Annotated in this window: 30 protein-coding genes; 23 read left to right on the top strand and 7 right to left on the bottom strand. The window is 64.1% G+C overall.

Going from position 1 to position 26,378, the window contains the following annotated elements; genetic code table 11:
- The first annotated feature begins 114 nt into the window (after positions 1-114).
- The gene (locus U1702_RS04800) at positions 115-1,116 is read left to right on the top strand and encodes an SPOR domain-containing protein (RefSeq protein WP_332722534.1); all 1,002 of its coding nucleotides are present in this window, start codon (positions 115-117) and stop codon (positions 1,114-1,116) included.
- Between the two features lie 31 nt (positions 1,117-1,147).
- Here U1702_RS04800 and serB read toward each other — a convergent pair whose 3' ends face one another.
- The gene (serB, locus tag U1702_RS04795) at positions 1,148-2,029 is read right to left on the bottom strand and encodes a phosphoserine phosphatase SerB (RefSeq protein WP_332722533.1); all 882 of its coding nucleotides are present in this window, start codon (positions 2,027-2,029) and stop codon (positions 1,148-1,150) included.
- Here serB and miaA point away from each other — a divergent pair.
- The 6 genes from miaA to U1702_RS04765 all read left to right on the top strand — a co-directional run bounded on the left by miaA (position 2,022) and on the right by U1702_RS04765 (position 8,405).
- Entirely contained in the window at positions 2,022-2,963 is a 942-nt protein-coding gene (gene miaA / locus U1702_RS04790) for a tRNA (adenosine(37)-N6)-dimethylallyltransferase MiaA (protein ID WP_332722531.1), read from the top strand. The genes serB and miaA overlap by 8 nt on opposite strands.
- Positions 2,964-3,049: 86 nt before the next feature.
- Entirely contained in the window at positions 3,050-4,795 is a 1,746-nt protein-coding gene (locus U1702_RS04785; protein ID WP_332722529.1) for an acetolactate synthase 3 large subunit, read from the top strand.
- Between the two features lie 3 nt (positions 4,796-4,798).
- The gene (gene ilvN / locus U1702_RS04780) at positions 4,799-5,314 is read left to right on the top strand and encodes an acetolactate synthase small subunit (protein ID WP_332722528.1); all 516 of its coding nucleotides are present in this window, start codon (positions 4,799-4,801) and stop codon (positions 5,312-5,314) included.
- 117 nt (positions 5,315-5,431) lie between these two features.
- Positions 5,432-6,451 carry a ketol-acid reductoisomerase gene (gene ilvC / locus U1702_RS04775; protein ID WP_332722526.1) on the top strand — a complete coding sequence of 340 codons (1,020 nt, stop codon included), beginning with the start codon at positions 5,432-5,434 and terminating at the stop codon, positions 6,449-6,451.
- A 52-nt stretch (positions 6,452-6,503) separates the two neighbouring features.
- Positions 6,504-7,964 (top strand): ABC transporter substrate-binding protein, encoded by a 1,461-nt coding sequence (locus U1702_RS04770; protein ID WP_332722524.1) that lies wholly within the window; start codon positions 6,504-6,506, stop codon positions 7,962-7,964.
- Positions 7,965-7,994: 30 nt separating this feature from the next.
- On the top strand, positions 7,995-8,405 hold the full coding sequence (locus tag U1702_RS04765) for a DUF4112 domain-containing protein (RefSeq protein ID WP_332722522.1): 411 nt from the start codon (positions 7,995-7,997) through the stop codon (positions 8,403-8,405).
- Here U1702_RS04765 and U1702_RS04760 read toward each other — a convergent pair.
- The 3 genes from U1702_RS04760 to nadC are packed head-to-tail and all read right to left on the bottom strand — an operon-like array spanning position 8,402 to position 10,457.
- Positions 8,402-9,106 carry a ribonuclease T2 family protein gene (locus U1702_RS04760; protein ID WP_332722520.1) on the bottom strand — a complete coding sequence of 235 codons (705 nt, stop codon included), beginning with the start codon at positions 9,104-9,106 and terminating at the stop codon, positions 8,402-8,404. The two genes, U1702_RS04765 and U1702_RS04760, sit on opposite strands and share 4 nt — an antisense overlap.
- Before the next feature lie 5 nt (positions 9,107-9,111).
- Positions 9,112-9,579, bottom strand: coding sequence for a hypothetical protein (locus U1702_RS04755; RefSeq protein WP_332722518.1), 468 nt, complete (start codon positions 9,577-9,579; stop codon positions 9,112-9,114).
- 32 nt (positions 9,580-9,611) lie between these two features.
- The gene (nadC, locus tag U1702_RS04750; protein ID WP_332722516.1) at positions 9,612-10,457 is read right to left on the bottom strand and encodes a carboxylating nicotinate-nucleotide diphosphorylase; all 846 of its coding nucleotides are present in this window, start codon (positions 10,455-10,457) and stop codon (positions 9,612-9,614) included.
- 154 nt (positions 10,458-10,611) lie between these two features.
- On the opposite strand from nadC, the gene U1702_RS04745 reads away from it, so the two are divergent.
- The 13 genes from U1702_RS04745 to U1702_RS04685 all read left to right on the top strand — a co-directional run bounded on the left by U1702_RS04745 (position 10,612) and on the right by U1702_RS04685 (position 20,176).
- Positions 10,612-10,935 (top strand): DUF1476 domain-containing protein, encoded by a 324-nt coding sequence (locus tag U1702_RS04745; RefSeq protein WP_332722514.1) that lies wholly within the window; start codon positions 10,612-10,614, stop codon positions 10,933-10,935.
- Position 10,936: 1 nt separating this feature from the next.
- Positions 10,937-11,179, top strand: a complete 243-nt coding sequence (locus U1702_RS04740; RefSeq protein ID WP_332722512.1) for a BolA family protein — start codon at positions 10,937-10,939, stop codon at positions 11,177-11,179.
- 14 nt (positions 11,180-11,193) lie between these two features.
- Positions 11,194-11,523: a Grx4 family monothiol glutaredoxin gene (gene grxD / locus U1702_RS04735; RefSeq protein ID WP_332724577.1), complete on the top strand. Its 330-nt coding sequence runs from the start codon at positions 11,194-11,196 to the stop codon at positions 11,521-11,523.
- Between the two features lie 29 nt (positions 11,524-11,552).
- Positions 11,553-12,863, top strand: a complete 1,311-nt coding sequence (locus U1702_RS04730; protein WP_332722510.1) for a glycosyltransferase — start codon at positions 11,553-11,555, stop codon at positions 12,861-12,863.
- Between the two features lie 282 nt (positions 12,864-13,145).
- Positions 13,146-13,514, top strand: coding sequence for a BlaI/MecI/CopY family transcriptional regulator (locus tag U1702_RS04725; RefSeq protein WP_332722508.1), 369 nt, complete (start codon positions 13,146-13,148; stop codon positions 13,512-13,514).
- Positions 13,511-15,109 (top strand): M56 family metallopeptidase, encoded by a 1,599-nt coding sequence (locus tag U1702_RS04720; RefSeq protein WP_332722506.1) that lies wholly within the window; start codon positions 13,511-13,513, stop codon positions 15,107-15,109. Before U1702_RS04725 ends, U1702_RS04720 begins: the two co-directional genes overlap by 4 nt.
- A 137-nt stretch (positions 15,110-15,246) precedes the next feature.
- A complete protein-coding gene (locus tag U1702_RS04715; protein WP_332722504.1) occupies positions 15,247-16,104 on the top strand; it encodes an MBL fold metallo-hydrolase in 858 nt (285 codons plus the stop codon).
- Positions 16,089-16,823 (top strand): DUF4230 domain-containing protein, encoded by a 735-nt coding sequence (locus tag U1702_RS04710; RefSeq protein ID WP_332722502.1) that lies wholly within the window; start codon positions 16,089-16,091, stop codon positions 16,821-16,823. The genes U1702_RS04715 and U1702_RS04710 overlap by 16 nt, the downstream gene beginning before the upstream one ends.
- A gap of 59 nt (positions 16,824-16,882) precedes the next feature.
- Positions 16,883-17,650 carry a hypothetical protein gene (locus tag U1702_RS04705; RefSeq protein WP_332722500.1) on the top strand — a complete coding sequence of 256 codons (768 nt, stop codon included), beginning with the start codon at positions 16,883-16,885 and terminating at the stop codon, positions 17,648-17,650.
- Positions 17,651-17,699: 49 nt separating this feature from the next.
- Positions 17,700-18,698, top strand: a complete 999-nt coding sequence (gene nadA / locus U1702_RS04700; RefSeq protein ID WP_332722498.1) for a quinolinate synthase NadA — start codon at positions 17,700-17,702, stop codon at positions 18,696-18,698.
- A 115-nt stretch (positions 18,699-18,813) separates the two neighbouring features.
- Positions 18,814-19,194 carry a DoxX family protein gene (locus U1702_RS04695; RefSeq protein WP_332722496.1) on the top strand — a complete coding sequence of 127 codons (381 nt, stop codon included), beginning with the start codon at positions 18,814-18,816 and terminating at the stop codon, positions 19,192-19,194.
- A gap of 65 nt (positions 19,195-19,259) precedes the next feature.
- Entirely contained in the window at positions 19,260-19,832 is a 573-nt protein-coding gene (locus U1702_RS04690) for a Uma2 family endonuclease (protein WP_332722494.1), read from the top strand.
- A 140-nt stretch (positions 19,833-19,972) separates the two neighbouring features.
- Positions 19,973-20,176 carry a hypothetical protein gene (locus U1702_RS04685; RefSeq protein WP_332722492.1) on the top strand — a complete coding sequence of 68 codons (204 nt, stop codon included), beginning with the start codon at positions 19,973-19,975 and terminating at the stop codon, positions 20,174-20,176.
- A 6-nt stretch (positions 20,177-20,182) separates the two neighbouring features.
- Here the strand turns inward: U1702_RS04685 and ettA are convergent, their stop codons facing one another.
- Positions 20,183-21,862, bottom strand: a complete 1,680-nt coding sequence (gene ettA / locus U1702_RS04680) for an energy-dependent translational throttle protein EttA (RefSeq protein ID WP_332722490.1) — start codon at positions 21,860-21,862, stop codon at positions 20,183-20,185.
- Positions 21,863-21,966: 104 nt separating this feature from the next.
- Here ettA and U1702_RS04675 point away from each other — a divergent pair, with 104 nt between their 5' ends.
- The 3 genes from U1702_RS04675 (at position 21,967) to U1702_RS04665 (ending at position 24,267) form a co-directional block, all read left to right on the top strand.
- The gene (locus U1702_RS04675; protein WP_332722489.1) at positions 21,967-23,325 is read left to right on the top strand and encodes a M28 family peptidase; all 1,359 of its coding nucleotides are present in this window, start codon (positions 21,967-21,969) and stop codon (positions 23,323-23,325) included.
- A gap of 140 nt (positions 23,326-23,465) precedes the next feature.
- A complete protein-coding gene (locus U1702_RS04670; RefSeq protein ID WP_332722486.1) occupies positions 23,466-23,693 on the top strand; it encodes a hypothetical protein in 228 nt (75 codons plus the stop codon).
- Positions 23,694-23,931: 238 nt separating this feature from the next.
- Complete coding sequence (locus U1702_RS04665) at positions 23,932-24,267, top strand: UrcA family protein (protein ID WP_332722484.1); 336 nt, start codon at positions 23,932-23,934, stop codon at positions 24,265-24,267.
- Between the two features lie 173 nt (positions 24,268-24,440).
- Here U1702_RS04665 and U1702_RS04660 read toward each other — a convergent pair whose 3' ends face one another.
- Entirely contained in the window at positions 24,441-25,184 is a 744-nt protein-coding gene (locus U1702_RS04660; protein ID WP_332722483.1) for a LytR/AlgR family response regulator transcription factor, read from the bottom strand.
- On the bottom strand, positions 25,174-26,310 hold the full coding sequence (locus tag U1702_RS04655) for a sensor histidine kinase (RefSeq protein ID WP_332722481.1): 1,137 nt from the start codon (positions 26,308-26,310) through the stop codon (positions 25,174-25,176). The genes U1702_RS04660 and U1702_RS04655 overlap by 11 nt, the downstream gene beginning before the upstream one ends.
- Between the last annotated feature and the right edge of the window lie 68 nt (positions 26,311-26,378).

Genomic DNA, 26,378 nt, shown 5'->3' with positions numbered 1-26,378 from the left:
TTGCGGCCATGACACGGGGCGCGTCCCATCGCGGGCTTAACGCTACCGCAAGGATTTGTTGGCCACACGATGGTTAACTGGCATTATCCAAGGGACTGACCGGGGATGGGCGGAATGAATCGAATTGCTTTGGCGGTACTGCTTGCCGCCGCCACGCTCGTGAGCGGGCCTGCGCTGGCCGACGTCAAGACGGGCGTCGAGGCGTGGCAGCGCGGCGACTATAAGAAAGCTGTGGCGGAATGGCGCGGCCCCGCCGTCGCTGGCGATGCCGATGCGCAGTTCAACATGGGTCAAGCCTATAAGCTGGGCCGTGGCGTACCCGCCGACATGGGTCAGGCCGAGGAATGGTATCGCAAGGCCGCGTTGCAGGGGCATCCACAGGCCGAGGAGAATTACGGCCTCGCGCTGTTCGAGAACAACAAGCGCATGCAGGCGGTCGAGTGGCTGCAGAAATCGGCGTCGCGCGGTGAACCGCGCTCGCAATATGTGCTGGGCACGATGTACTTCAACGGCGACGGCGTGGCGAAGGACTGGGTCCGCGCCTATGCGCTGACCGCACGCGCAGCGGCGCAGGGATTGCCCCAGGCATCGACCGCACAGGCGCAGATGGATCGTTATATCAGCTTGCAGGACCGCCAAAAGGGCGTCGAGCTGGCACGCGCTTACGAGCGTGAGGCCGGACGACCGCAGGTCGCCGCCTTGCCGCCATCGCGGAACCCTAGTGGACCGATCGGGCGGACCGAGCTGCCGCCCTCGACCGCCTATCAGCCGATACCGGGCGGGTCCGAGCCTGAAGTCGCGGAGGCGCGCCCTGCCCCGCCGATGGTGCGTCCGGCACCGAAACCGACACCGCGACCGCGCCCTGCCGCGCCCGTCGAGGTCGCCGAAGCCGCACCCGTGCGCGACGGCGGCTGGCGTGTTCAGCTCGGCGCGTTCGGCGATCCGGCCAATGCGCGGAAAGTGTGGGCGCAGAATGCCGGACGGTTTTCCGGGCGGCAGGTATTTTACGTAAAGGCCGGTCGGCTGACCAAGGTTCTGGTCGGGCCGTTCGGCTCGAGCGCGGAGGCGAGCGGTGCGTGCCGTGGCGTCAGCCCGTGCGTGCCGGTGCGGGGGTGAATTAGATATTCCTCTCCCTCCGGGGGAAGAATCAAGTTGTAACCCAATCGCCCCGTCCGATCCCCTGCGCGTAGAGCAATGCCGTCAGGTCATTATGGTCGATCCGCGCCCCGGCCGCCGCCGCAACGATCGGCTTGGCGTGATAGGCGACGCCCAGCCCCGCCTGCTTTATCATCGCCAGATCATTGGCCCCGTCGCCCACCGCCATCGTCGCGCTGGCGGGCAGACCATATTCCGCCATCGCGCCCAGCAGCGTCTTTTCCTTGGTCGCTGAATCGACGATCGGCTTGGTTACCGCACCGGTCAATGCGGCGTTCTCGATCAGCAACTCATTGGCGATGACGCGGTCGAAGCCGATCTGCGCGCCCACTGGCTCCGCGAACCGTGTGAAGCCGCCCGAGACGAGGATCGTGCGTGCGCCGTTTGCCCCCATCGTCTGCACCAGCGTCCGCGCGCCCGGCATCAACTTCACCCGCTCCGCCAGGCAGCGGTCAATCGCATCCTTGCCCAACCCCTTGAGCAGCGCGACGCGCGCATCCAGCGCTTCGGCAAAGTCCAGCTCGCCGCGCATCGCCGCTTCGGTCACTTCGGCGATCTGCGCCTTGATCCCGGCATAGTCGGCGAGTTCGTCGATACATTCGACGGTAATCATGGTGGAATCCATGTCGGCGACGAGCAGCGACTTGATCCGGCCGAGGATTGGCTGAACGACGATATCGACCCCGTCATATGCCCCTTCAAGCGCAGCACGGGCGCGATCGGGGCCGCCCGCAAGGGCGATATCTACCGCCTTCCCCGCCTCGATCGGCGCGACGCCCTTCGGGTCGCAGAACGCATCGCGCAGCTTGTCCTGTGCGGAGGAAATATCGCCCGCCAAAAGCCGATCCGCTGCTATCAGCGTTGCGATGAACATGCCGTCTTCCCCAGAGCCAAGGCCAAAACCAAAGGTGGCGCTCATTGCAGGGCCGACCGCCAGCGGCAAGTCCGCTTTGGCGATGGCGCTGGCCGACCGGACGCCTTCAGTGATCATCAACGCCGATTCGATGCAGGTGTATAGCGACCTGCGTGTCCTGACCGCGCGGCCATCGGTGGAGGACGAGGCGCGGCATCCGCATCGGCTGTTCGGCTATATCGACGGTGCCGAAGCCTGTTCGGCGGCGCGATGGGCGAACGACGCCAAGGCGGCGATTGCCGAAGCCCATGCCATTGAGCGCTTGCCGATTCTTGTCGGCGGCACCGGGCTCTATTTCCGAACCCTGCTCGATGGCATCGCGCCGGTACCGGAAATCGATGCGGACATACGGGCTGCGGTGCGCGCGCTGCCAGTTGCCGACGCCCATGCGGCGCTGACCGGGGAAGATAGCGAGGCAGCCGCCCGGCTCGCACCCGCCGACACCACCCGGGTGGCGCGTGCTTTGGAGGTTGTGCGGTCGACGGGGCGCACATTAAAGGACTGGCAGCGATTTCGCGTCGGTGGAATCGCCGATGACATCAGCCTCGCCCCGCTCATTCTGTTGCCGCCGCGCGACTGGCTCTATGCGCGGATCGATGCGCGGTTCGAAGGCATGTTCTCCGATGCATATGATGAGGCGTCCGCGTTGCGCGCCCGGAACCTGCCGATCAAGAGCCCGGTGCTGGGCGCGATCGGCCTGCACGTGCTGGACCCTGTCTTCCTTCGCGACATGGGCAAGCCCTGTGCCATCGCCACCGGACAAATGGACACACGTCAATATGCCAAGCGGCAATATACCTGGTTCAGAAGACAGATGCCGCAGACGTGGGAACGCACTAGCGAGACAGAAACATCCAATCAATTGATCTTATTCGACAGATTATTACAACATTGATGCTTGACACGTATGATTCATACGCATAGCAGCGCGCTTCCCCTGCTGCTATTGCAGCGCGGCAAAATACAAGAAGGAGACGACTGGTGACCGAGAAGAGCGGAGCAGACATCCTGATCGAGGCGTTCAACGACCTCGGTGTGGAAGTCATCTTCGGCTATCCGGGCGGGGCCGTGCTCCCGATTTACGACGCGATCTTCAAGCAGAAGAAGATTCGGCACATTCTGGTCCGCCACGAACAGGCGGCGACGCATGCCGCGGAGGGCTATGCCCGCTCGACCGGTAAGCCTGGCGTCGTGCTCGTCACCTCCGGCCCTGGCGCGACCAACGCGGTTACCGGCATCACCGATGCGCTGATGGATTCGATCCCGATGGTCGTCATCACGGGTCAGGTGCCGTCGCATCTGATCGGCAGCGACGCGTTTCAGGAAGCCGATACGGTCGGCATCACGCGCCACTGCTCGAAGCATAATTATCTGGTGAAGGATCCGGCGGATCTGGGCCGCGTGGTGCATGAGGCGTTTCACATCGCCACGTCCGGCCGTCCCGGTCCGGTCGTGATCGACATCCCCAAGGATGTCCAGATCGCCACCGCGCGCTACACCAAGCCTGGCCCGATCCAGCACAAGACCTATCGCCCGCAGGTAAAAGCCGACAAGACGCTGATCGAATCGGCGGTCGAAATGCTGGCGGCGGCGGAACGGCCGATCTTCTACACCGGCGGCGGCATCATCAATTCGGGGCCACAGGCCAGCCAGTTGCTGCGTGAACTGGCGCGGATCACCGGTGCGCCGGTCACGTCCACGCTGATGGGGCTGGGCGCCCTGCCCGCCTCATCCGACCAGTGGCTGGGCATGCTGGGCATGCATGGCACCTATGAAGCCAATTTCGCGATGAATCAGGCCGATCTGATCATCGCGCTGGGCGCGCGGTTCGACGATCGCGTGACCGGGCGGCTGGACGCATTCGCGCCGCATGCGCGGAAGATCCATATCGATATCGACCGATCGTCGATGAACAAGACGGTGCGCGTGGACCTGCCGATCGTCGCCGATGTCGGCCACGCGCTGGAGGATATGGTCCGCATCTGGAAAGGGCGGCAGTTTCCCAAGCCCGATCTGTCCGACTGGTGGCGGCGGATCGAGGGCTGGCGCGCGGTCAAGTGCCTCGATTTTCCCGAGGTCGGCGGCGACATCATGCCGCAGCGCGCGATCCGCTCACTGTGGGAGGCAACGCGCGACCGGAATCCGATCATCACGACCGAGGTTGGCCAGCACCAGATGTGGGCGGCACAGCATTTCCACTTTGAGTCGCCGAACAAGTGGCTGACGAGCGGGGGTCTCGGCACGATGGGTTATGGCCTGCCCGCCGCGATCGGGGCGCAGCTCGGCAATCCCAACGCGCTGGTGATCGACATTGCCGGTGAAGCGTCGATCCAGATGAACATTCAGGAGCTGGCGACGGCGACGCAATATCGCCTGCCGGTCAAGATCTTCATCCTGAACAACGAATATATGGGCATGGTCCGCCAGTGGCAGGAACTGACCTATAGCAGCCGTTATTCAGAGAGTTACAGCGACGCCCTGCCAGACTTTGTGAAGCTGGGCGAAGCCTATGGCTGGAAGGGCATCCGGATCGAGGGTAATGCCGCGCTGGACGATGGCATCGCAGAGATGCTCGCCCATGACGGGCCGGTGATCGTCGATTGCCGCGTGGCGAAGCTCGCCAACTGCTTCCCGATGATCCCGTCGGGTGCCGCCCATACCGAAATGATGCTCCAGGCCGCCGAAGTCTCCGGCGAAATGGACGACGAAGCCAAGGCGCTGGTCTGACCCATGCATATCAAGGAAGAAAAAGCCGAGCGGCATACGCTTGCCGTGATCGTCGATAACGAGCCGGGCATCCTCGCCCGGATCGCCGGTCTGTTCACCGCGCGTGGATACAATATCGAGAGCCTGACGGTCAGCGAGATCACCCATGACAAGGGGGTCAGCCGGATTACCATCGTGACGTCGGCCAGCCCGGCGACGCTGGAGCAGATCGTGGCGCAGCTCGACCGGCTGGTGCCGGTCCACAAGGTGCGCGACCTGACCGCCGAGGGCGAACATGTCGAGCGCGAGCTGGCGCTGGTGAAAGTCGCCGGGACCGGCGATCACCGGATCGAGGCGCTGCGGCTGGCCGACGTCTACCGCGCCCGCGTGGTCGATGCGACAACGTCGAGCTTCGTATTCGAGGTAACCGGCGGGACCGAGAAGATCGACAAGTTTGTCGAACTGATGGGCGAAGTCGGGCTGATCGAGGTCGCCCGCACCGGCATCGTCGCCATCGGACGGGGCCGGGAGGCGGCCTGATCTGCCCGGAGATTGAATGGCCTACAGATTAACTGTCGCCCCATAGCGGGGCGGATCGACTATGGCGCGGCGGAATGACGCCGTTCGCGCGGGAACGACGAAGGGGAAACCTAAGAAATGCGTGTCTATTACGATCGTGATGCCGACCTGAACCTGATCAGCGACAAGAAGATCGCGATCATCGGCTATGGCTCGCAGGGCCATGCCCATGCGCAGAATTTGCGCGACAGCGGCGTCAAGGACGTGGCGATCGCGCTGCGCGAAGGCTCCGCCACCGCCAAGAAGGCGATCGACGCCGGTTTCGCGGTCAAGTCGAACAAGGAAGCGGCACAGTGGGCCGACATCCTGATGATCCTCGCCCCCGACGAGCATCAGGCCGCGATCTGGGAGAACGATGTGAAGGGCAATATGAAGCCCGGCGCGGCGCTGGCGTTCGCGCACGGCCTCAACGTCCATTTCGGCCTGATCGAGCCGCCGGCGGACATCGACGTCATCATGATCGCGCCCAAGGGTCCGGGTCACACCGTGCGCAGCGAATATGCGCGCGGCGGCGGTGTCCCCTGCCTGATCGCGATCCATCAGGATGCGACCGGCAACGCGCATGACGTCGCACTGGCCTATGCCAGCGGCGTCGGCGGTGGCCGTTCGGGCATCATCGAGACCAACTTCCGCGAGGAATGCGAAACCGACCTGTTCGGCGAGCAAGCCGTGCTGTGCGGCGGCGTCACCCACCTCATTCAGGCGGGCTTCGAGACGCTGGTTGAGGCGGGCTACGCGCCTGAAATGGCCTATTTCGAGTGCCTGCACGAAACCAAGCTGATCGTCGACCTGCTCTATGAGGGCGGCATCGCCAACATGCGCTATTCGATCTCGAACACCGCCGAGTACGGCGACATCAAGACCGGCCCGCGCATCATCACCGCCGAGACCAAGGCCGAAATGAAGCGCGTGCTCGCCGACATCCAGTCGGGCCGCTTCGTCAAGGATTTCGTTCTCGACAACCGCGCCGGTCAGCCGGAGCTTAAGGCGTCGCGCAAGGCTGCCGCGGCACATCCGATCGAAAAGGTCGGGGCCGAATTGCGCGCGATGATGCCGTGGATCAGCGCGAACAAGCTGGTCGACAAGGAAAAGAACTAAGGTAACACCGGGGCGGGGTTGGCTTCCCCGCCCCGGCTCCATAAACGGGGGCATGTTCCGGCCCGCCCTGCCCCTCGCCGCCGCGCTTGCGCTGATCGCGGGCGGGTGTGAGCGCCGGCCAGACGATGTCGCGGTCGTCGTCAGCGCGATCGGCGACCCCGTCGAACTCAGCGATCCTGCACAGGCTGAACTCGGTTTCCCCGCGCGTGTCATGCTGGGTACGACCGCACAGGGACTGGTCCGCTTCGACGCCGGCGGCGGGATCGAGCCGGGCCTGGCCGAGCGCTGGATCGTCATCGACGGCGGGCAAAGCTATATTTTCCGCCTGCGCGCCGCCGAATGGTCGGACGGCTCGCCCGTCACCGCCGCTCAGGTCGTCGCCAGCTTGAAGCGCGTGATCGAACCGCGCAGCCGCAGCTCGCTCGCCCCTTTTGTCGCGGTGATCGACGAGATCGTCGAGATGACGCCGCAGATCATTGAAATCCGCCTGAAACGCCCGCGCCCGGACATGCTGAAGCTGTTCGCGCAACCCGAGTTTGCGGTGCTGCGCCGCCCCCGGTTGGCTGGAACCGGCCCGTTCGAGGATGCGGGCGAGCGCATCGGCTGGCTGTTGCGACCGACGCTCGACCCGGCACGCGTGGTCGAGGATGACGAGGAGCCCGACCCCGCCGACAATGTCCGGTTGCGCGGCGAACGTGCGGCCAGCGCGATCACGCGCTTTGCCCGCCGTGAATCCGATCTGGTGCTCGGCGGCAGCTATCGTGACTGGCCGCTGGTCACCCGCGCGGACGTCGCGCCGACCAATATCCGCAGCGATCCCGCTGCCGGACTGTTCGGGCTGGCGGTGGTATCGCGCGAGGGGTTTCTGGCCACCGCGGAAAATCGCGCAGCGATTGCGATGGCGATCGACCGGGCGGCGCTGACTGCCTTGTTCCGCCCAGACTGGCTACCGGTCGAGACCCTGTTGCCCGCACGGCTCGATTCCGCAGGCGATCCGGCGGTGCCGGAATGGCAGGTACTGCCGCCGGAGGGTCGCCTGATTACCGCGCGTAATCGCGTCGCGGCGTGGCACGCGAACAATGCCGATGTGCCGCTGACGATCCGCCTGGCGATGCCGCGCAGTCCCGGTGCGACCCTGTTGTGGAGCCGCATCGCCCGCGACCTGATCGAAATCGGGCTGCAACCGTCATGGGTGGCGGAGGACGAGGATGCCGACCTTCGCCTGATCGACGCGGTTGCGCCCTATGACAGCGGGCGCTGGTATCTGGTGACGGCATGCCGCCAGTGCCCTGATGACGTAATGGCGACGATCGAGGCGGCACGCGATGCCCCGACGCTGGTACAGCGCGCCCAGCGCATCGCTGATGCCGATATGGCGCTGACCAACGACGCCGCCTATATTCCGATTGCACAGCCGCTGCGCTGGTCGCTGGTCGCGCTGCGTTTGCGGGCGTGGCAGCCCAATGTTCGCGCCTGGCACCCGCTGACGCATTTGCGCCGGCCGGAACAGTGAGAGGGTAGCAGGATGGTCAAGGCGACACGGATGCGGGACACCGCCAGCGGCATCGCCGGACAATTCCCGACCGGGCGCGACCCCGCATCGGTGCGCCGCCGGGTGGAGGGGATGGAGAAACTGCTCGAACGCTCCTTCACCATTCCCGGCACGCGCCAGACCGTCGGTCTCGACGCCCTGATCGGGCTGGTCCCGGTCGGCGGTGACGTGGTCGCGGCGATCATGGGGTTCTACATGATCTGGGAAGCGCGCAATCTGGGTATGTCAAAGGGTGCGATGGCCAAGATGGCGGGCCATGTCGGGTTCGACTGGCTGCTCGGGCTGATCCCCGGCGTCGGCGATGTCGCCGATTTCTTCTACCGCTCGAATTCGCGCAATCTGAAGATCATCAAGAAGCATCTCGACCGACACCACCCGTCGACCGCGACGATAGACGGTTAGCTTCCGCGCCAGATTTTCAACGGGATGTGCCCAGGCAAGCCGCGCTGATGTGTGGAACAGGCACGCGGGCGAAACCGCGTGTCGAGGCACAGCATGACTTCATCGAGCCAGCGATCGCGCCCTGCGCCGACGCGCAGCATCGCTGGCGTCATTCCCGGATTGGCGCGGGCAAAGGCGCTGGCGAACTGACCGGCGGTCAAGCCCGGACGGCGCGACAGCATATCCATGTCGGGATAGCGCACCCCGGCATAGAGCGCCGCCGCACGATCGAGATAGGCGGCAGGACCAAGGCCCGAACAGGTGCCGTGCTTGGCATATTGATAACGCTGGAGCGCGGGTGACGGCATGGCGCATAAATTGCGCCGCACCGCCGCCTCCGGAATACGCGCGGGGGCTGCGCAATATTGCGGCCAGCTTGCGCCGCGCCCGTCGGGCCACAGGCCGTGCAGGACGAAGCCGAAGCGATTGCGCCGATCGCACTGAAAGCGTGAGCGATTGGCGGTTTGACGGCAAAAACCGGGATTCCACGTCAGCGCGAGCGTGTAGCCGCCGACCGGGACAATGCGACGCGGGCCGGGCGAGCCGACACGCTCACCGCTTTCGGGCAGGCGTTCGGGAACCGCGCAACGATCGGACTGTGCCGACGCGACCGCAGGAATCAGCGCGACCGCGCCAGCGAACGACGCCACAACGCGCCGCATCTGCTTCATTCAGACGAGACCACCGTCGCGTCGCTTTCGATGCCCTTGAACCACGCGCGCGCATCCGGGCGAAACAACTGCCACGCGGCATAGGCGCCCACCAATGTGGCCGCCACGTTCAACGCGGTGCCAAGCAGGCCGGTCATCGGATAGCTCAACAGCAATAGCGGCAGTCGCAAGACCGCGATCCCGGTCATCACGACGATCACCCACTTCGCAACATCGCTCGCCCGGCGTGCCGTGAAGAACCACAGCAACAGCCAGAATAACACCAGCACGCCGAGCAGTGCCATGAGGGACGGTGCAATGACATCGAACATCTGGGGATTGCCGGCAAAGGCCGGGTGCTTTTCAAACTGACGCTGTGACTGGCCGATCATCAACGCCCAGCCGCCCAGCGCGAGATTGGCCACCCATATAATAATCGAGGCCAGATAGGCCTGCTCGAACCGAACGATCGACACCGGACGCATGTAATTCCCCTCCTGTTGCAGCCAGCTAGGACTCAAGCCGGGGTGAAGTCCAGCCCGATATCGGCGGCGGGTGCAGATTGGGTCAGGCGGCCGACGCTGACAAAGGTCACACCGGTTTCGGCGATCGCGCGAATCGTGTCCAGCCGCACGCCGCCGGATGCCTCGCTCGGCACGCGTCCGCCGATCAGCGTCACTGCGCCGCGCAACGTCGGCGGGGTCATGTTGTCGAGCAACAGATGCGTCGCGCCCGCCGCCAGCGCAGGTTCGATCTGCTCGACCCGGTCGACCTCGACGATGATCCGTTCGATACCGGCCGCCACCGCGCGCGCGACCGCCGCCTCGACCGATCCGGCGACCGCGACATGATTGTCCTTGATCATCGCCGCATCCCACAGGCCCATGCGATGATTCTGCGCGCCGCCCATCCGCGTCGCGTATTTCTCCAGGTGCCTGAGCCCCGGAATCGTCTTGCGCGTGTCCAGCAATGTCGCCCCCGTCCCCGCGATCTTGTCGACATAGCTGCGCGTCAGCGTGGCGATGCCCGACAGATGCTGCACGGTGTTCAGCGCGGCGCGTTCCGCCGTAAGCAGCGCGCGTGCCTTCCCACGCAGGCGCATCAGGTCGCTGCCCGCCGGAACTCGGCCCCCCTCCCCCGTCAGCAACTCGATTTCGACGTCGGGATCGAGCGCGCGGAAGAATGCGGCGGCGATCGGCAGCCCTGCCACCACGATCGCGTCACGGCTGTCCATCACGCCGGTAAAGACGGCATCGGCGGGAATCACCGCGTTCGAGGTAATGTCCCCCGCGCCGACATCTTCGGCCAGCGTGGCGACGACAAAGGCGGCAAGGTCGAAGCCGTCGAGCTGGAAATCGGTCATGGGCCATGTCCTGCACGGGGTGGTGGAGCGGCGCTATAGCGCATGGCGGCCATGCGCGAAGCCCATGGCGACAGTTTTGCGATCCCCGTTGTCATGCCGCCCCGCCCCTCCTATCTCGACCCAAGCAGCTGGCGAACAATTAAGGGACATCCGGATGACCACTTTCGACGATCGTGAACGCGCATTCGAGACCAAATATGCGATGGACGAGGATATGGCGTTCCGCGTCACCGCGCGCCGCAACAAGCTGCTCGGCGTGTGGGCCGCCGGATTGATGCGCCTGACGCCGGAAGAGACCGACGCTTATGCCAAGGCAGTGGTGCAGGCCGATTTCGAGGAAGCCGGGGACGACGATGTGATCCGCAAGGTCGTCGGCGATCTGACCGCGGCGGGCGTCGAGACCGACGAGTCGAAGGTGCGTCAGGCGCTGGAAACCCAGATGATCGAAGCGCGCCGCCAGTTGATGGAAGCCAAATAGCATGGCGATGGCGGCGGACGAGATCGAGGCGCTGATCCGATCCGGCATTCCCGATGCCCGGGTCGAGATCACCGACCTGGCCGGCGACGGCGATCACTATGCCGCTCGTGTCGTGAGTGAGAGTTTCCGGGGAATGCCCCGGATCAGGCAGCATCAGGCGGTTTATGCCGCACTCGGCGGGCGGATGGGTGGCGTGCTCCATGCGTTGCAGCTGACCACGGCTGCGCCTGTAATTACCGAATGACCGGAGCGAATGAAATGACCGACGATACCCAGGCCCGCCTTCAGACCCTGGTCGATGGCAATGACGTGCTGCTGTTCATGAAGGGGACGCCGCTGTTTCCGCAATGCGGCTTTTCCAATCGCGCGATCTCGATCCTCGGCCATCTCGGCGTCGAATTCGAGAGCGTCGACGTGTTGCAGGATCAGGGCATCCGTCAGGGAATCAAGGAATTTTCGGACTGGCCGACGATTCCACAACTATATGTGAAGGGCGAGTTCATCGGCGGTTCGGACATCATGATGGAGATGTACGAGAGCGGTGAGCTGGCGCAACTTCTGGAAGAGAAGGGCGTCGCCGCCGCGTAATTTTCGCGGTGTAAAGGCTGGCCTGTCCCATGTTCGTTCAACCGATAACTGCAGCACCCGGTGCAGCGGTCGGGGACGATGCGTCTCTGCTGATCTGCGATCTGACGCAGAGCTATTCGCCCGCAGGCGGCGGCGGGATCAGCACCTATCTGCGCGAGAAGCGCGACTATGTGCTGCGCTACACCCCGCACCGGCTGCTCCAGATCGTGCCCGGCCCACAGGATCGCATCACGACCAACGGCCGCCATATCTTCGTCGAAATGGGCGCGGAGCCCGTGCGCGGCAGCCCCAATTACCGCTTTATCACGCGGACATCGGCGGTGCGCGATCTGCTCGCCGAATATCGCCCCGACATCATCGAATCGCTGTGCCCGTGGCTGCTGCCATGGACCGCGATCCGCCACCGCCGCGACTATCCGCAGACCGCGCTGGTTGCGGGTTACCGCACCGATTTCCCCAATGCGCATATCTATCGCGTGGTCGAACCGGCGGCGGGGCGGCTTGCGGCACGGTTCATGCGCATGCTGTCCTATGGCTATGCCGAGATCACCTATCGCGAGTTCGACCGCGTCTATACGCTGAGCGAGGATGCGCGGGCGACGCTGGCGCGCAAGACGATCACGCGCACCGACGTCATGCCGCTTGGCGTCGACACAACGATGTTCGCACCGTCCAAGCGCGACCCCGGCTACCGCGCGTCGCTGGGTCTGCCGGGGGACGGCCCGCTGCTGATCTATGCCGGGCGCATCGACAATGAAAAGCGCGCCGACCGGCTGGTCGATATGTTCCGCAAGCTGCCCGCCGGTCTGGGCGCGGCGATGGTGATGGTCGGCGACGGCAAGCTGCGTGAACGCCTCGCCGCCGAAGCCGCCGACCTGCCGATCGCCTTTCCGGGGTTCGAGAAGGATCGCACCGAACTGGCGCGGGCGCTGGCGTCGTCCGACATCTATGTCTCCGCGATGGCGGACGAGACCTTCGGTATTTCGGTGCTCGAGGCGCAGTCGTGCGGCCTGCCGGTCGTCGGTGTCGCCAGCGGCGCGATGCCCGATCGCGTGCCGGCAGGGCTTGGCCTGCTCGGGCCGGTGGACGACACCGCTGCAATGGCCGCCAATGTCGTCAAACTCTGGCACGATGGCGCACCGTTGATCGGTGCCCGCGCCCGCGCGATGGTCGTCGAGCAGTTCGGCTGGACCCACACCTTCGAGCGTCTGTTCGGCGAAATCTATCCAAAGGCACTGGACCGCGCCGCCGAGCGACTCGAGGAGGATGGCGCAAAGCTGTTCCGCAAACGACGTCGGCGCGATGGCAAGCCTGTGAACTATCGGATGCCCCGGCCCTAAAACGGGCGAGGCGGGCGCTCGCCGGTATGCAAGCTGCCCGCCTCTGAAGCGTTACACGCCTTGTGAACGGTGTGTGCTTGATCGGTTGCAGAGCGCGTGCCAACATCGGCAACCCTCGGAAATCCGGGCTTTCAATGGTTAGCAAAATCCTGACGCCGGATCGGATGTAAAACTTTCCGACAGAAGCAGCGGAACCCACCTGTCAATTCATTCATTTCGCGTTCAGCCTATTGACTACAGATGTGGTCGTAACGATTACACGCGTAATCGAAAGGGAGGCCGATGAGCGAACGAATCAGCGATGCCGAGCACGCCGTCATGGAAGTGCTGTGGGACGAATCGCCGCTCGCGGCGCAGGAAGTCGTTGAGCGCGTCGACCCTGAACGCGGCTGGAGCTCGAACACGGTCAAGACGTTGCTCGGTCGCCTGCTCGCCAAGAACGTCATCGCGGCGGAGGAAGATGGCCGCCGCTATCAATACCGCCCGCTGGTCGAGCGCGGTGATTACGTCGAGGGCGAATCGCGCCGCCTGATGGATCGGCTGTTCGGCGGCAAGCTGACGCCGCTGGTCGCTCACCTCGCCGAGCGTGACGCGCTCACCGAACAGGATATCGCCGAGATCGAGGCACTGTTGAAGGAGATCAAGTCATGATCGGCCCCTTTTCAGCTGGCTGGGTCTTGGAAACCTTCGTCGCCACCACATTGCTGATGCTGCTGGTGCTGGCGATCCGCAAACCGGTCAGCCGCCATTTCGGCCCCAACATCGCCTACGCGCTGTGGGCACTCCCGGTGCTGCGGCTTGCCCTGCCCCCGCTTCCCGAAAGCTGGCGGGCCAGCGCCGAGATGCCAGTCGCGGCGGCAAGCGATGTCATCAGCTACTATATCGTTGTCCCGCTATCCGGGCCGGATGCGACAGCCGCGCTGGCCGCTGCGGACGTCGCACCGATCGACTGGTTTCCCATTGCCGCCGGACTCTGGGCAATCGGCGCCGCCGCGTTCCTCGGCTGGCATCTGATCGCGCACAGCCGCTTCTGCTCGAAACTGCTCAAGCGCGCGCGGGTCGACCGCACGGTGGCGGAGGGGCGGGTGCGGGTGATCGAGACCGACGCCGCGACCGGCCCGCTCGCCTTCGGCATTTTCCGCAAATACGTCGCCTTTCCGCGCGACTTCAACGAGCGTTACGACCCGCTTGAGCGCAACCTCGCGCTCGCGCACGAACTCGGGCACCATCTTCGTGGTGACCTGATCGCCAACTGGATCGCGCTGATCGTGCTCGCGCTCCATTGGTTCAACCCGGTCGCATGGCGGGCGTTTCGCGCCTTCCGTGCCGATCAGGAGATGGCCTGCGATGCCTTGGTGCTCGCCGGCCGCGCCCCGGCGCTGCGCCATGCTTATGGCCGCGCCATCGTCAAGTCCGCGCATGGGGGTGCGGTCTCGGCAGCTTGTCACCTGCACACCATCAATGAACTCAAAGGGAGGTTGAAAATGCTTTCAAAGCATGACCGCAAATCGCGTAGCCGCATCGCTGCGGGTGTTACCGGCGCAGTCGCGCTGACACTGGGCGCGCTGGCGCTCACCGCATCGGGCACCCAGGCCGCAGCCAATCTGCGCGCCGATGTCGGTGAGGCGATCGGCGTCGATCTGCAGACCGCGCCACCCACGCCAGCCGAATTGCCGACGCCGCCCGAGCCTTACGACGCGCCGCCGCCCCCCGAAGCACCGGATGCGCCGGATGCGCCGGAGGCTCCCGATGCACCAAAGGCCAAGGTCGAGCGCCGAATCGTTATCGTCGGAAAGGGCAAGGACGGCGAAAAGCGCGAAGTACGCATGATCCGCGCGCCAAAGGACGGGCAGAAGTTCGTCTGGTCCGACAGCAAATCTTTCGTCGTGTCCGGCGATGACATCGACACGGTCACCTCGTCCAATTGCGGCCCGCCCAAGGACGGCGACCTGAAGATCGAGAGCAAGGACGGCGGCAAGCGCAGGATCGTGATCTGCACCGACCGGATCGAAGCACGGGCCGAATGGGCGGCAGGCAAGGCCAAGGCTGCTGAGGGTATGGCACGGCAGGCACGCGTGTTCGCCGTCGCCAGCGCCGACATGGGCAAGCGCCATGCGATGATGGGCCTGCGCATGGCGCGCAAGTCGATCGAGATGCAGGACGATCTCAGCCCCGATCAGAAAGCCGCCGCACTGCGGGGCATCGACGACGCGGTGCGCGAGCTGGAGGACGCCGACAAGGATTGAGGGAGGGCGGAAGGGTCCCCCCAGCCTGCCCATCGTTGAGGGGATGCTCCAACCGGGGCCGGCCGCACCCGTCAGGCGGCCGGCCCCAAGTTGCGTTTGGACTTGTAGCGCGCGCGGCGAACCGCCATTTCGGCCCGATGAGTGAACTTCCACCCGGTGAAGCAATCCATCTCGAACCGCTGGTTGCGCGCATTCTCGCGGCGAACCCCTCGCCTTTCACTTATACCGGCACCGAGACCTATCTCGTCGGCATCGCCGATATCGCGGTGATCGATCCCGGTCCCGATCTGCCCGAGCATGTCGATGCCATCGTCCGCGCGATTGCCGGGCGCCCGGTCACGGCAATCCTCTGCACTCATACCCACCGCGATCACAGTCCTGCGAGCCGCAAGTTGCAGGCCGCGACCGGCGCGCCGATCATCGGTTGTGCCCCGCTCGCGCTCGACGATGACGGCCCGCGCGCCGACGCCGCGTTCGACCGCGATTATGCGCCGGATCGCGTATTGGCGAATGGCGAGCAGGTCTCCGGCAAAGGCTGGACACTCACCGCCGTCGCCACCCCCGGCCACACCTCCAATCACCTTTGCTACGCGCTGGAGGAAAGCGGGGCGCTGTTCACCGGCGACCATATCATGGGCTGGTCGACCAGCGTGGTCGCGCCGCCCGATGGCGACATGGGTGACTATATGGCGAGCCTCGACAAACTGCAGGGGCGCGAGGACCGCGTTTACTACCCGGCGCATGGCGATCCGGTGACCAACCCGCGCCAGCTGGTGCGCGGGATGATGGGTCACCGCAAACAGCGGGAGCGACAGATATTGCGATTACTGGGTGAGCAGATCGGCGAAATCCCGGCGATGGTCGAGAAGATGTATATCGGACTCGACCCGCGCCTGACCGGCGCGGCGGGGCGTTCGGTCCTCGCGCATCTATTCGACTTGCGAAATCGTGGCGTGGTCATCGGTGAGGAAGGTGGCGCATGGCGGACGTTATGAAGCGCGACGGTCTGGTGCGCGGCCTGCTTATCACCGCTGCGCTCGCCGTGATCGGGGCCGCAGCATGGATTTCGTGGGACCGCTACAACGAAACTCGAATGCAAACCCTGCCCGAGGAGGGCGGGTCGCCGGTCACGCAACTCATCACCGCACGCCTGACCGGCACCGGCACGCTGAAGGTCGCCGAACTGACCGGCACGGTTCAGGCGACCGCATCCGACACACGCGGCCTGGGCATGTTGCGCAGCGATCAGGTCGTGAAGATGCCCTATTCGGTCGGCTATTTCGTCGATCTCGCCGGCCTCGATTCGGGCGATCTGCAATGGAATGCACAGACCCGGACGCTGATCGTCGATGCGCCCGATGTCACAGCCGCCCCCGCCAACACCGATGAGGGCCGCCGCACCCTGGTCGAAACCAGCGGCCTGTTCGTCACCCGCGATGCCGCCGAAGCGCTCAGCCAGCGCACCTCCGCCCGCGCCACCGCCGTCGCCGAGCGCGAGGCGAAAAGCCCCGAGCGCATGGCGCAGGCGCGCGAAAACGGTCGCCGCGCGCTCGCCCGCCTGCTCGCGCAACCGCTAACGGCGGCGGGCCTGGGCGATGTCCGCGTCGTCGTGACCTTTCCACCCGAACGCGCGGTGCGCGACGGCGAACGCTGGGACATGTCGAAGCCGGTCGATCAGGTGATGAAAGAACGCGCGGCGCGCGAGAAGAAGTAGTTCGATTCGTTTTCGAAACATGATATCGCCACTGCCCATAATCGATCGGGGGCGGTCTTATGGCAACCATTGCAGATACGGGCAGCGACACGCGGCGCGATGACGGTTTCTTCCTGTGGGGCGGGCTGACGATGGCGGCGGTAATCACCGCCGGGTTCGTCTTCTTCGTCCTCATGGGCATCTCCAGCTTCAACGCACCCCCGGTCGTCCATGCCCATGCACTGGTGTTTTTCGGCTGGGTCGTCATCTATGTCGCACAGACGCTGCTCGCCACGCGCGGCAGCATCGCGCTGCACCGCCGCCTTGGCTGGATTGGCGCGGGCTGGCTGGTCGTGATGGCGGTGGTCGGCCCGCTGGTGGCGATCGAGGCAATCCGGCTGGGCCGCGCTGCGCCAATTTATGAGCCTGCCTTCTTCCTCATTTACGCGCCGCTTGGGGTATGGGTGTTCGTCGGCCTGTCCACGGCGGCGATCCTGTTGCGCCGCCAGAGCGACTGGCACAAAAGGCTGCATTTCAGTGGCATGGCAATCCTAACCGGCCCCGGTATCGGTCGGCTCGTCCCCGCGCCACTCGTCATGCCGCATGCGGCCACAATCGAGCTTTGTCTGCTGCTGCTCTTTCCGCTTGCGGGTATGTTGTGGGATTTGCGCACGCGAGGGCGGATCCATGCCGCGTGGTTTTGGGGTGTCGGTGCGATCCTGACGATGCGGCTGGTGAGCCAGTGGATCGCGAACAGCGCATTCGGCCTCACCCTGTTTGAGCTGATAACCACCGGCCAGCCGGGTGGCGCACTCGCCCCCTATGAATTCCCGCCCTTCGGCGGTTGAACCCCGCGCCGGACAAGGCCATGTGGGACCAAAGATAAAGGGTCCCATAATGAACGCGCCAACGAACCTGTCCGGCATCGACATCCGCACCGAGATCGATCGTCTGCGCAAGGAGCGCAACGCGGTGATCCTGGCGCATTATTACCAGAAGCCCGAGATTCAGGACATTGCCGACTTTGTTGGTGACAGTCTGGAACTGAGCCGCAAGGCGGCGGAGACGAATGCGGAGGTCATCGCATTCTGCGGCGTGCGTTTCATGGCGGAGACGGCGAAGATCCTGTCGCCGCAGAAGATCGTGATCCTCCCCGACATGAACGCCGGTTGCAGCCTTGAGGACTCATGCCCGCCCGATCAGTTCGCGGCGTTTCGCGCGCAGCATCCCGATCATATTGCGCTCACTTATATCAACTGCTCGGTCGAGGTGAAGGCGCTGTCCGACATCATCGTCACCAGTTCCTCCGCCGAAAAAATCCTGAGCCAGTTGCCGAAGGATCAGAAGATCATCTTCGGCCCCGACAAGCACCTCGGCGGCTATATCAACCGGAAGATGGGCCGCGACATGCTGTTATGGCCGGGTGTGTGCATCGTGCACGAGGCATTTAGCGAAACCGAACTGCTGAAGCTGAAAGCCCAGCACCCCGGTGCGCCGGTCGCCGCGCATCCCGAATGCCCGCCGCATGTGCTGGACCATGCCGACTATATCGGATCGACCAGCGGCATCCTGGCCTATGCCAAGGATTTCGACGGCGACACGATGATCGTCGCCACCGAACCACACATCATCCATCAGATGGAGAAGGCGGTCCCGGAAAAGACCTTCATCGGTGCGCCGGGAGCGGACGGGAACTGCAACTGCAACATCTGCCCGTACATGGCGCTGAACACGATGGAGAAGCTCTACGTCGCGCTGCGTGATCTGGAGCCGCGCATCGAGATTGCGGACGATATCCGGTTGAAGGCGAAAGTGTCGCTGGACCGGATGCTGGCGCTGGCCAGCGGGACAGTCGGGCTGGGCGATCTGGGGCCGTTGAAGGTGACGGGGGACTAAAACCCTTCCCTGAAACGATCGTTTTCAGCTCGCGGGATTGATCTCACCCAAGCGGTATGAAATGTTTCACCTGCGCAACGGCGACGTCGCCCTGACGCGCCCAAGGAGAAACCGCATGCCCATTCCCGCAAGCTGGTCCGACAAGCTGCTCAGCGTCCTGCGAATCGTCGCAGGACTGGCGTTCCTGCAGCACGGCACCTCGAAGCTTCTGGGCCTACCGCCCTTCCCGATGCCGCTCAATCCGTTGCTCTATGCAGCAGGCGCAATCGAACTCATCGGCGGTGCGCTGCTGGTCATCGGCCTGTTTACCCGGCCGGTTGCGTTCATCGCATCGGGCATGTGCGCGATCGGCTATTTCATGGCGCACGCCTCGAAAGGGTTCTTCCCCGCAGCCAATGGCGGTGAGGCGATCCTGCTCTTCTGCTTCATCTTCCTCTACCTCGCCGCGGCCGGCGGCGGCGCATGGAGCGCCGACCGGGCGATGGGCAAGGGCTGAGCGATCTCGGGTTCCTGCGAGTGACGGGGGATTGAGGGTGGCGGTGGCTGTGATAGGATGAGCGCATGACGGACGCCGTTCCCCTCACGACCGAATGGAAGCCAGTAAAGCTCCGTGTCGAGGATTATCTCATGCTCGACGACGCCGGAGCATTTGATTCCTATGGTCGAACAGAACTGATCGAGGGAGAAGTCGTCTATATGAATGCGCTGCACCGGCCCCATGCGCGTATCCAGACCCGATTTCTTATCCTGCTTGCTGCTGAACTTGCGAAACGCTCGGATGGATTGGAGCCGCTGATCGAAGGGTCGGTTTCCATGCCGCCCTATAACGTACCGGCACCGGACATATCGGTCACGTCAGAACCGGAAGGGAGCGGCCTCATTCCGCTCTCGTCGCTGGCGCTGGTGATTGAAGTTTCAGACACAACGCTGCGGAACGATCTGGGGCGCAAGGCCAAGATTTATGCGCGCGAAGGTGTTCCGGAATATTGGGTTATCGACGTTAACGCATCGGTGATCTACCAGATGTGGCGTCCCGTAAGTGCTTCCTACAGTGAGCAGCGAATTGTAGCTTTTGGCGACCTTTTAACGGCTGCGGCAATATCGAACCTGACAGTCGATACGAAAACATTGTGATCCACCGAGATCGGCTAGCAGCGCTTTATTGCCGAATCCGTCGACGAGTTCGCAAGACCATCCGACGAGACCCAGTTGGTTTCGACAATAAGTTTATACTGTTGGCAATGATACCGTTGGTCCCCTTATGGGTGTGGGGCATGATCGTGGATCACGGGAGCACTGCATGGTATATTGGCTGCGCAATTGCCTTTATTGCCAGTGGCATGATCCTGGCGTTCTGCTTCGGACAGTGGCTGCTCTACACGGCCAGAAAAGGTGACAAGACCTACAATCTCGTCACACGCAAGTTGCTGTCGAAAGAATATCAGCGCGACCCGGACGAGGAATCCGGACCGCGCTGAACCATTTCACCGCGTCAGCTTCTTATACGCCAGCGCCGTAGGCCGATCCGCCGCATCGCCCAGACGGCGGCGCTTGTCCTCTTCATAAGCCTCGAAATTCCCCTCGAACCATTCGACGTGGCTATTGCCCTCGAACGCCAGGATGTGCGTCGCCAGCCGATCGAGGAAGAAGCGGTCATGGCTGATGACCACCGCGCAGCCCGCGAAATTCTCGATCGCTTCCTCCAGCGCGCCCAGCGTTTCGACGTCGAGATCGTTGGTCGGTTCGTCGAGCAGCAGGACGTTGCCGCCCTTTTTCAGCATCTTCGCGATATTCACGCGGTTGCGTTCACCACCGGACAGCTTGCCGACATTCTTCTGCTGGTCCTGCCCCTTGAAGTTGAACGCGCCGACATAGGCGCGGGTCGACTGGTCGTGGCCGTTGACCTTCATGTAATCCAGGCCGTCGGAGATTTCCTCCCAGACATTCTTGGTCGGGTCGAGGTGATCGCGGCTCTGGTCGACATAGCCCAGACGGACCGTGCTGCCCTTGTCGATCGTCCCCGTGTCGGGCTCTTCCGAACCGATAATCAGCTTGAACAGCGTGGACTTACCTGCGCCGTTCGGTCCGATCACGCCGACGATCCCGCCGGCCGGCAGCGTGAAGGACAGATTCTCGAACAGCAATTTGTCGCCATACGCTTTCGAGATATTCTCCATCTCGATCACCTTGCCGCCCAGACGTTCCGGCACCTGGATTACGATCTGTGCCTTGCCCGGCGTGCGGTTCTTCTGCTGCTCGACCAGTTCCTCGAACTTGGCGATACGCGCCTTGGATTTGGTCTGGCGTGCCTTGGCACCCTGCCGGATCCATTCCAGCTCGTTGCGGATCGCGGTCTTGCGGCCCGATTCCTCGCGGTCTTCCTGCTCCAGACGCTTCGACTTCTTCTCCAGATAGGTCGAGTAATTGCCTTCGTAAGGGAAGTATTTGCCGCGATCGATTTCCAGAATCCACTCGACGACGTTGTCGAGGAAATAGCGGTCATGGGTAATCATCAGCACCGCGCCGGCATATTCTTTCAGGTGATTTTCCAGCCATTTGACGCTTTCGGCATCCAGATGGTTGGTCGGCTCGTCGAGCAGCAGGATCGACGGCTTCTGGATCAGCAATCGCGTCAGCGCGACGCGGCGCTTTTCACCGCCCGACAGGCTGGTGACCGGCGAATCGGACGGCGGGCAGCGCAACGCCTCCATCGCCAGTTCGAGCTGGCTGTCGAGCGACCATCCATCGACCGCGTCGATCTTCGTCTGAAGGTTCCCCATTTCCTCCATCAGCGCGTCGAAATCGGTCTCGTCGGTCGGCTCGCCCATTTCCGCCGAGATCGCGTTGAAGCGCTCGACCAGATCGGCGGTCTCGCGCGCGCCGTCCTTGACGTTTTCCAGCACGGTCTTGGTCGGGTCGAGCTCCGGCTCCTGTTCCAGATAGCCGACCGTGATGTTCTCACCCGGCCAGGCCTCGCCCGTGAAATCCTTGTCGACGCCCGCCATGATCTTCATCAGCGTGGACTTGCCCGCGCCGTTGGGGCCGACGATGCCGATCTTGGCACCCTGATAGAATTGCAAATTGATGTTGCTCAGCACCGGCTTGGGCGCACCGGGGAAGGTCTTGGTCATGTCCTTCATGACGAACGCATATTGGGCGGCCACGGGTGGTCTCCGTCTGGATATCTGGGATGGCAGAAAGGTTGGTCGCGCATGTAGCGATGCCCCCGGCGGTTGGCAAACCGGGCGGCGGTGGTTAGCACCGGTCAATGCGTACATTACTGCTCGCGGCCGTTGCCGCTCTCGCCCTGCCCCTCCCCGCGCTGGCCCAGATGGATCCCGCCGCTCTGCGCGACGCCGCGCTGAAGGACGATGTCGCCTGGGACATCACCGAAGGTCTAACGACCGAGATCGGCCCGCGCCTGGCGGGTACCGAGGCCGAAGCGCGCGCCCGCGCTTGGGCGGTGAAGAAACTCACCGCGCTCGGTTTCAGCAATGTGCGCAGCGAACCATACCAGATGCCGGTTTGGGTGCGCGGCGAGGAAAAGGCGGAGGTCACCGCCCCCTTCCCGCAACCGCTGACGCTCACCGCACTTGGCAACAGCGGCGCGACCCCGGCAAAGGGTCTGGAGGCCGAGATCGTCTATTTCCCCACCGTCGCCGATCTGCGCGCCGCACCCGACGGCAGTTTGAGGGGCAAGATCGCCTTTATCAGCCACGGCATGACCCGCACACAGGACGGCTCGCAATATAGCGCTTACGGTGCCGCCCGCTGGCAGGGGCCGAACATCGCCGCAAAGAAAGGCGCGGTGGCGGTCCTGATCCGGTCGATCGGCACCGATTATCACCGCAATCCGCACACCGGCGGCACCAGCTTCGAGTCCGGCGTCACGCCGATCCCGTCCGCCGCACTCGCCCTGCCCGATGCCGAGCAGCTGGAGCGAATCGTCAAGCGCGGTCAGCCGGTAAAGGTAAAGCTCACCCTCACCCCGCGCCAGGCCGGCACCCGCGAATCGGGCAATGTCATCGCCGATGTGCCGGGCAGCGATCCGGCGGCGGGAATGGTCATTATCGCCTGTCATCTCGACAGCTGGGATCTGGGCACCGGCGCGTTCGACGATGCCGCGGGTTGCGGGATTGTCGCCGCGGCCGCGAAGCGAATCCTCGATGCAGGCCAGCCGCGCCGTACGATCCGTATCCTGTGGGCGGGGGCCGAGGAAGTCGGCGTGTTCGGCGGAAAGGCCTATTTCGAGGCGCATAAGGCCGAGCGTCACGCGCTGGCATCCGAATCGGATTTCGGAGCCGACCGTATCTGGCGTGTCGATTTCAAACTGCCGGACAGCGCTAAGGGTGTGGGCGACCGCGTCACCGCCGCGCTGGCACCGCTGGGCGTCGGTCGCAGCACGCAACGCGCGGGCGGTGGCGCTGATATCTCCGACCTCGTAAAATCGGGTGTCGCGGCGATCGACCTGCAACAGGACGGCACGCGCTATTTCGACTTGCACCACACACCCGACGACACGCTCGACAAGATCGATCGGTCACAGTTGCGCCAAAATGTCGCGGCATGGACTGCGATGCTCGCGGTGGTTGCCAACGCGCCCGAAGAAATCGGCTCCGTGCCATGATGCGGCGCACCATTTTCGGGCGGGCCAACATTGCTGCCAGATGAATTACCATTGACGGCGGCGCGCGGCGCGTTATTCCGACTAACTCGCACGGCAATCGGGCCGGGGCGAACCGAATAAATTTGCTTGGGAGCAAACGAATGAAGAAGATTCTCATCGTCGCTGCCGCGACCGGCCTGATGTCGCTCGCTGCTTGCAACACCACGCCTGCTGCGAACAACACTGCCGAGAACGTTGCAGAAGCACTCGAAGACAGCGCAGACAACCTCGAACTGGCCGCTGACAACGCGACCAACGAAGTTGCTGAAGCAGCTCTCGAGAACGCTGCCGACACGCTCGACAACGCTGCGGCGAACATCGCAGAGTAATCGCGCTTTAGCCCGACCCTCACGGGTCCGGCCGAACGAAAGGGCGTCCCTCCGGGGGCGCCCTTTTTCGTTGTGGGGCCGTTTCGTTCGTCGTCGACGATCGGTCGTTGGTCAGACGAAAACGTCCCGTGGAGCGGGCAATGGCGCTGGTCGAGCACCGTTCGCGGTACCGACCGCCGAAGCGTAGCCGGGGTCAGCGTTCGGTGTGAACGCGTCAACGAACCCCGGAGTAGACCCCATGTACAGCCATCTCGCCCGCGCGGCCGCCGTCGCCGCCGCGCTCCTCGCAGCGGTTCCCGCTTTCGCCGGTGGTGAGAAGAAGATCGCCGTGTCCTATGCCGACCTCAATCTGGTCAGCGCGAAGGGCAAGCAGGCCTTTGACCGACGCATCACGACCGCCGCGCGCCGCATCTGCGATGCTGCGCCCCAGCGCGACCTGGCGATGCAGGCCGCCGACAATCGCTGCGTTGCCGCCGTGCTCGCCACGACCGCCCCGGCCATCGACCTCGCGCTCCGCAACGCCGGCAACCGCCAGCTTGCGGCGCGCGACATGAGTGTCATTGTAGCACCCTGACGCTCATTCCACTGGCCCCGCCTGCCGGAGGGACCGGCGGCGGGGTCATTTTTGGTACGGCATGCCGGACGGTTGCGGCACCCGCTCCCCCACCCGGCCACCCACAGGGTCATGCTGGATGGCTGGCCGGGCGGGGGAGCGGGCCGGTGCCGCTTCGGCAAAGCCGAACAACCTTATCCCGCCATGATCGCCTTCGCCGCGGCCTGATAGGTGCGCCCGATCCGCACCGCCTCACCGTCCGCCAGCTCGGCATGCCACACGCCCAGTCCGTCGTGCCGCAGCTTCACGATCCGGTCGCGCCGCACGATCGTCGATCGGTGCAGCCGGATAAAGCGCTCCGGGTCCAGCCGTCGCTCCAGATCGCTGATCGTCTGATGGATCAGATAGCTGCGCGCGCCCAGGCTCAGCCGCATATAGTCGCGCTCGGCATCGATTCGCTCGATATCGGCGGCGGCCACGCGCACCATTTCCGAACGGTGCGGGACCCAGAATTCCTCGATCCAGCGCGAGCTGGCCAAGGATGCCGACGTCCCCTGCCCCCGCCCCGCCATTTCCACCGCGCGCTGCACCGCGCGCGCCAGTCGCTCGGCGCTGACCGGCTTCAACACATAATCCACCGCCGCGACGTCGAACGCCGCCACCGCATGCTGCTCGAACGCGGTGCAGAAGATCACTGCGGGGCGATGCCCCGCTGCCGACAGTGCGCTCGCCACGCCGATCCCGTCGCGTTGCGGCATGGCAATGTCGAGCAGCACCAGATCGGGTCTCAAGGCCTCGATCAGCCGAAGCGCGGCGTCCCCGTCGCTCGCCGTGCCGATCAGGTCGATCGCGGGAATGCCTGCACACAATATCTGCATCCGCTCGACCGCCAGCGGTTCGTCGTCGACGATCAGCGTGCGGAGCCGTTCAACAGCCATCGCGCACCAGCGGCATCGTCAGCGTCGCGGCAAACCCGCCAGTGTCGCTTTTGCCCGCGACCAGCGTGGCGGCATCGCCGAATCGCGCGCTCAGCCGGTCGCGCACGTTGCGCAGACCGACCCCGGTTCCATTGGCTGTCGTAACGCCGTCCCCATCATCGGCCACCGTCACCTCCAGCCTGTCGCCTGCACGCTTTGCGGTCACGCAGATTTGTACCGGTCGATGCGCAGGCGCGACCCCGTATTTCACCGCATTCTCGATCAAGGGCTGCAGGATCAGGCCCGGCACACACGCATCCTGCACGTCGGCGTCGATCTCGAACATCGGACGCAGCCGCTCGGGAAAGCGCACCGCCTCAATCTCCAGATAGAGCTGCTGCACCGCTATCTCATCGCTCAACGGCACATCCTCGGTCGGCTCCGCGGCCAGGCTGGTGCGGAAAAACGTCGCCAGATTCAGGATCATCGTCTCTGCATCCCCGCGTTTCCCCGACATCACCAGCGCCGAAATCGAATTGAGCGTGTTGAACAGGAAATGCGGATTCACCTGGTAGCGCAGCGCGCGCAGTTCCGCCGTCTGCGCCGCCGCGCGCAACCGCGCCGCCTCCCGCTCGGACGCGCGCACCGCGCCGGCATAGGACATCGCCAGATAGAATACCGCCCATGACGTGATGAAGAAATACCAGTGCAGCGCATTCTCGGAGATCAGATGCGCCGCATCCTTTTTCTCCGGCTCGGCAACGGCCTTCGCCGTCCCCGCTACCGCGTCCTTGGCGCGCTGCACCTCGGGCGGTGCAGGGTCATAAACATAGAAGGAAGCGTAATTCACCGCCGAGTAAGCCGTCGCAACGACCCCGGACAATATGAAAGCCGCTCCCACCCGTACGCCCAACGCACGATCGTTCAGCAGTCGTAACGCCCAATAGAGCAGATAGGTGAACCCGATCCCGAACAGCGACACCCACGCCCGGTTGTCGAGCATCCACGCAAAACCGGGATAGCCCATGATCCATGACCGCAGCGACACGGTGACATAGTAGAACAGCCAGAACACGACGATCGACAGCACCGCGATACGATGCGGCACCAGATAGGGCGAGGATTGCGGGCCGTTGGGAAGTTGCATTTCCGACCCTAACGCAACCACAGTTGAACAGGCGATGCAATTCCATGCAGCCGGTCGAACGGGATTGG

It is taken from the genome of Sphingomonas sp. LT1P40 (assembly GCF_036663835.1).
GTDB lineage: Bacteria > Pseudomonadota > Alphaproteobacteria > Sphingomonadales > Sphingomonadaceae > Sphingomonas.
The sequence above is the reverse complement of the archived record's forward strand: the minus strand, read 5'-3'. Positions and strand labels throughout refer to the sequence as shown.